At 54.1% G+C, this 5,310-nt stretch carries 2 protein-coding genes and 1 pseudogene; all 3 read right to left on the minus strand.

Annotated elements, in window-relative coordinates; genetic code table 11:
- Positions 1-674 (minus strand): annotated as a pseudogene (locus H6F43_RS15395) (hypothetical protein); the annotation flags it as partial.
- A gap of 135 nt (positions 675-809) precedes the next feature.
- Positions 810-2,147, minus strand: a complete 1,338-nt coding sequence (locus H6F43_RS15400) for an OB-fold nucleic acid binding domain-containing protein (protein ID WP_190343610.1) — start codon at positions 2,145-2,147, stop codon at positions 810-812.
- 151 nt (positions 2,148-2,298) lie between these two features.
- Positions 2,299-4,881: a DNA polymerase III subunit alpha gene (locus tag H6F43_RS15405; protein WP_190343611.1), complete on the minus strand. Its 2,583-nt coding sequence runs from the start codon at positions 4,879-4,881 to the stop codon at positions 2,299-2,301.
- Between the last annotated feature and the right edge of the window lie 429 nt (positions 4,882-5,310).

A 5,310-nucleotide genomic window follows, 5' to 3' on the forward strand; every position in this document is an offset into this window, starting at 1 on the left:
CGATCGCGCTCTACCTGCGCCCGCTCCTGCTGGACACGTCCCCAGTCCTGACGAATCGCGGCGATTTGCTCTGGCGTCAGCGGAGGGCGCGTGGCAGTACCCGGTGTCGGAGACCCTGGTGTCGGAGGAGATGAAGGACTGCCTCCGGGCGACGGGGTAGCCGTGGGTGCCGCGGGGCTAGGTGAGTTCGACGGCTTCGGCGGCGGCTGAGGACTCGGCTTTGGTGGCTGCGGCAGCGCCGAAAAGTCGGGGAATGGAATGTTGAGAATGGGAGGCGGCAGCGGCAGATTCAGCGGCGGCGGAATGGGAATGTTGTAGAGCGAAGTATCCGGTGCTGGCAGCGGCACGAGGGGTGGCAGCGGCCTCAGAGGCGATAGGCTCGATTGCGGCGGTAGGCTCGACCGCGGCGAATTTGGCAGGGCACTAGATGGCGTAGACGCCTCAGGCACGCGCTGCTGCTCAGCCGGAGTTAGCTGAACCACTCCAACCGTCCGCTGCGCATCCTCTTCTGGCTGATCTGAAGGCAGCAGCGGCAGCGTGACCGCCAGCAGACCGTGAACGCCCAACGAGGCGATCGCTGCAAGCGCGGTAGGCTGACGTAGAGCGTCTACAGCCCGCTCTACAATTGGCTGGCGCAGAAAGTCTGGGAGTTTGGGCGAGAAAGATTGGGACATGGCGGGTCAGGGCGATCGAGTCGGCTGCTTCTGTTTTATCTTAGCCGTGGGCAGGGATACATCCGATACCCTTACTTTTCTAAATGCAACCGGAGAACCCGGATAGTCTACGGTACGCCAAACTCCAATTCCGAATCACGCTCGCGTCAGTGAAGAGGCCCGCGCCTGAAATCCAGCGCTGACCAGCGCCGTCACGGCTGCTTGATGGTCCTGTACATGAAACTGCCGCCCAAAGCGAACGAAATGCTGTTTGTCTTCGGCGCGGACGATCGCCACCACGGGCACTTTTGCTTTGTCGTCCTCGCCGCGCTGCTGCAAAATCACCGATCGCAAGCGATGCTGCTGTTCGATGTCGCGAGCGAGGCGGGGGCTCAGTTCCACCATCACCATGCGGACTCGATCGATCGGCTCTGCATCTTCAATGATGAATTGCAATTGGTCATCGCGGCGGTCTACCTTGCCCCACACCATCAGTCGCGCATCCGGCTCAATGTGCGCTCCAATGCGTTCAAACGCTTTAGGAAACACGACGGCTTCGGTTTGTCCGGTCAGGTCTTCGATTTGAATAATCGCCATGCGGTCTTGCTTCTTCGTGGTCACAGGCTTAACGCTGGTCAGCATGACGATCGCGCTGACGATCGAGCCTTCGTAATCGGCTAGATCGCTGAGGCTAATCGGCGCAAGAACCTGAGCCGCTTGACGCACCGCTTTTAGCGGATGGTCAGAAATGTAGAAGCCCAAAATCTCTTTCTCCAGACGCAAACGCTCCTGCTGAGAGAATTCGGGAACCGAAGGCGCTTTGGGGGCTAGCTCGAAGCTGGACGCCTGTTTCGCGCCGCCAAACAAGTCAAACAAGCTGCCTTGCCCACTGGCTCGATCTTTCGCTCGCGACTGCGCCCAGTCTAAAACTAGATCCAAATCCTGGATTAGCTGATTGCGGTTCGCGTTGGTTTGCAAGTGGTCAAACGCGCCCGAGTAAATCAAGGCTTCCAAGGCGCGACGGTTGACGCTGCGCAGATCGACGCGATCACACAAGTCTGCCAGCGACTTAAACGGTCCGCCAGCGTCTCGCGCTGCCAAAAGGCACTCGACCGGACCCATGCCCACGTTCCGCACAGCAGACAGCCCAAACAGAATCGTATTGCCCAAGGGTGTAAAGTCCACACCAGAGCGGTTAATATCCGGTGGCTCTACCTGAATGCCCATGCTGATGCAGGTGGCAATGTATTTTTGCACCTTGTCCTGATCGCCGCTGTTTGCTGTTAGCAGCGCCGCCATGTATTCAGTCGGATAATTGGCTTTTAAATACGCCGTTTGGTAAGTGACGTAGCCATATGCAGTGGAATGGGATTTGTTGAAGCAGTTGGAGGCAACCCAGCCATTTTCTAGCAGAAAATTGTGGTCGTCTGACTCGACACCAATATCAAAAACGGGCTGAATTCCCAATGATTTCCGACTGATAATTTTGACCATATTGCACACTATAGTAAACTCAAAGCTTACGAAAAACGGGCTCTAGTCTAGTCTGAATCCCGGTAAAACAGTTTCTCCAGATAAGCTGGTTGGATCTTGCAAAATCTCAATCGATCGTTTGTCGTGCAGCATTAATCATGGCAGCCTTCAGCTAAAGGTAAATAGGACTACGAATATCAACAGTAAGGAGATCCAAGCCTTGTTTAAAGATGGCGTCGATCGCCAACATTTGCCCAGTGGTCGTCATAAATTTGTGATCATTCGTCGCTCGAATAATTGAGCCATCTTCAAGCGTGTATTCAAACACTTCCTGATTGCCGCGATCGTGCCACTGGGCGATCGGTTGCGAATACACAAAGCCATTGGCATCCACACTGTAGACGCTACAGCGAATTTGCTTCTCAACAATTTCACCGATCGGAAGCGCTCCATACTCGACAGTCAAGACTTTGGTGTCATAGCTGAGGCAGTATTCAGCAAATAGCACCATTTGATCGAATAGTTCAGCCGCTATTTTGGGCTTGACGCCGTTTTTTGCCGCACCCTCAATGAAAAGTTCCTGATGCTTTTCCATCTCAGACTTTTTCTTCTTGCCCATCGCCCGCCGCAGTAGATCCGCTTGACCTAGCGAATAGCCCGCCATATCTTGAGCAATCTTCATGATTTGCTCTTGGTAGACCATAATTCCGTAGGTTTCATTCAAGATCGGCGTCAGAATTTCATGAGCATAATCAATCTGCTCCCGTCCGTGTTTACGGTTGATGAACTTAGGAATTAGTCCTGCATCGAGGGGGCCGGGTCGGTAGAGGGCAAGCACCGAGGAAATGTCTTCCAGACCTGACGGCTTCAGATCGCGCACAACTTGTCGCATCCCCGACGATTCAAGCTGGAAGATGCCTTCGAGTTCGCCTCGTCCCAGCAGCTTGTAGGCTTCCAAATCGTCAAGAGGTAAATTGTCGAGGTCGATCGCAACTTGCTGACTCTGCTGAATCAGATCCACCGTCTTCTGAATCATCGTTAGATTCTTCAGCCCCAGGAAGTCCATTTTCAGCAAACCCAGCGATTCGATATCCTCCATAAAGTACTGCGTGAACACGGCACCATCGGCGTTGCGCTGAAGCGGCACAATTTCATCCAGCGGCTCCGAGGAGATCACCACGCCTGCCGCGTGAATTCCGACGCTCTTATTTGTGCCTTCAATCCGCATTGCCATGTCGAGCCAGTGGCGCACAGCGGGGTCTTTGTCGTACTTTTCCTTAAACTCCGGTGCCGGAGTCTCGCTGGAAATCATCACTTTCAGCTTCGTCGGCTTGCCGCGAAACACTGGAATCAGCTTTGCCATTTTGTCGGCTTCGCCGTAAGGAATATCCAGCACTCGCGCCGTGTCCTTCAGCACCGCTTTTGAGGTCATGCGGTTGTAGGTGATGATTTGGGCAACCCGTTCGGAACCGTATTTCTGGGTGACGTACTGAATCACCTCATCGCGTCGATCGATACAAAAGTCTGTGTCAATATCCGGCATCGATTTGCGTTCGGGATTGAGAAATCGCTCGAACAGCAAGCCGTGATGCACCGGATCAATGTTGGTAATGCCCATCGCATAGGCAACCAGAGAACCCGCCGCCGAGCCGCGTCCCGGACCCACTGGAATGCTGTGATCGCGGGCATATTTAATGTAGTCCCACACCACGAGGAAGTAGGTGGCGAACCCCATCTGCTGCATCATTTTGAGTTCGTAGTCCAGCCGATCGCGGTAGGTAGCGTCGATGTCAGCGCGCGATCGAGCGTTGCGTCGCTTCAGCAAGCCCTCCCAAGCGACGATTTCCAGGTACGAGTCTGCGGTATAGCCAGCGGGAACCGGATAGTCGGGAATGCGTGGCTCGCCCAAAATGGTGTACGGCTCGATTTTGGCAGCGACTTCCAGCGTGTTGGCGATCGCCTCCTGAACAATGTCCTGCGGCAGGTGGTCCCGAAACAGCCGACTCATTTCCTCGGCAGATTTCAGGTACTCGGTCCCGGTGTAGCGCAGTCGCTTGTCCTCAGAAATCAGCTTGCCCGTTTGAATACACAGCAGCGCATCGTGCGCTTCAACGTCATAGCAGGAGATGTAGTGGGAATCGTTGGTGGCAACCAGTTTAATATCGAGTTCGCGGGCAATTCGCACGATCTCTGGATTGACGACTCGCTCTTCTGGCAAGCCGTGGTCCTGAATTTCTAGATAGTAGTCTCCGCCGAACAGGTCTTTGTACCACTGCGCTGTGCGGCGGGCGACATCCGGTCTGCCCTGCAGAATTTGCTGCGGAATTTCGCCGCCCAAGCAGGCACTTGTGAGGATTAGCCCCTCGTGATATTGCGTTAGCAACTCTTTGTTAACGCAGGGACGCGAAAAGATGCCTTTGCCCTGGACGCCTTTGAGATGAGAAATGGTGGTCAGCTTGACCAGATTCTTGTAGCCTACCTGGTTCTTCGCCAGCACAATCTGGTGGTAGCGTGGTCGGCGTTCCTGCTTCTCGATGTCACCGTTGATGATGTACATCTCGTTGCCGATGATCGGCGTGACACCTTTGCTGGTGCACTCTTTCAGCAACTCGATCGCCCCATACATGACGCCGTGATCGGTCAGGGCGATCGCGGGCATCTTCAGTTCTACCGCTCGCTCCACTAAATCGGGAAGCTGGCTAGCTCCGTCTAACAAGCTGTAGTCACTGTGAATATGCAGACCAACAAAGGACATAGCTGCTCAAACCCCACAAAGGCTGTGTCTAGAGTACGCGATCATAACCGCTTTAGATCCACATTTAGCGTTTAGCTCTAAGAACCTACTCCAGATGTGGATTTTTCCCTGGACTACCCCTGATCGTACGTGTTTAGTACCAATGTATCAGCGAATGCGCTGGTTATGCTATACTATTTGACTTTATTTGAGCGGTCACATTGAATTTCGGCGGCGGAATCACCGGGGCACGATCGATGCTGGCGCTTCGCGTGATCGCGCAGGAATATCACCAGACTGGCGGCAACTGACATCCTACAGCCAGAGAAGCGAATTGAACGGAACAAATCATCGAGAGGGGAACCAGGTCGATAAAGGTTCCCCTCTTGTTCACACGGATTGCTTCTGCAATTCGTTTCTCAATTGTCTAAGCTCGTCCGCTTTGCATTA

This window comes from Leptolyngbya sp. FACHB-36, from assembly GCF_014695955.1.
In the GTDB taxonomy this organism is placed as follows: domain Bacteria; phylum Cyanobacteriota; class Cyanobacteriia; order Leptolyngbyales; family Leptolyngbyaceae; genus FACHB-36.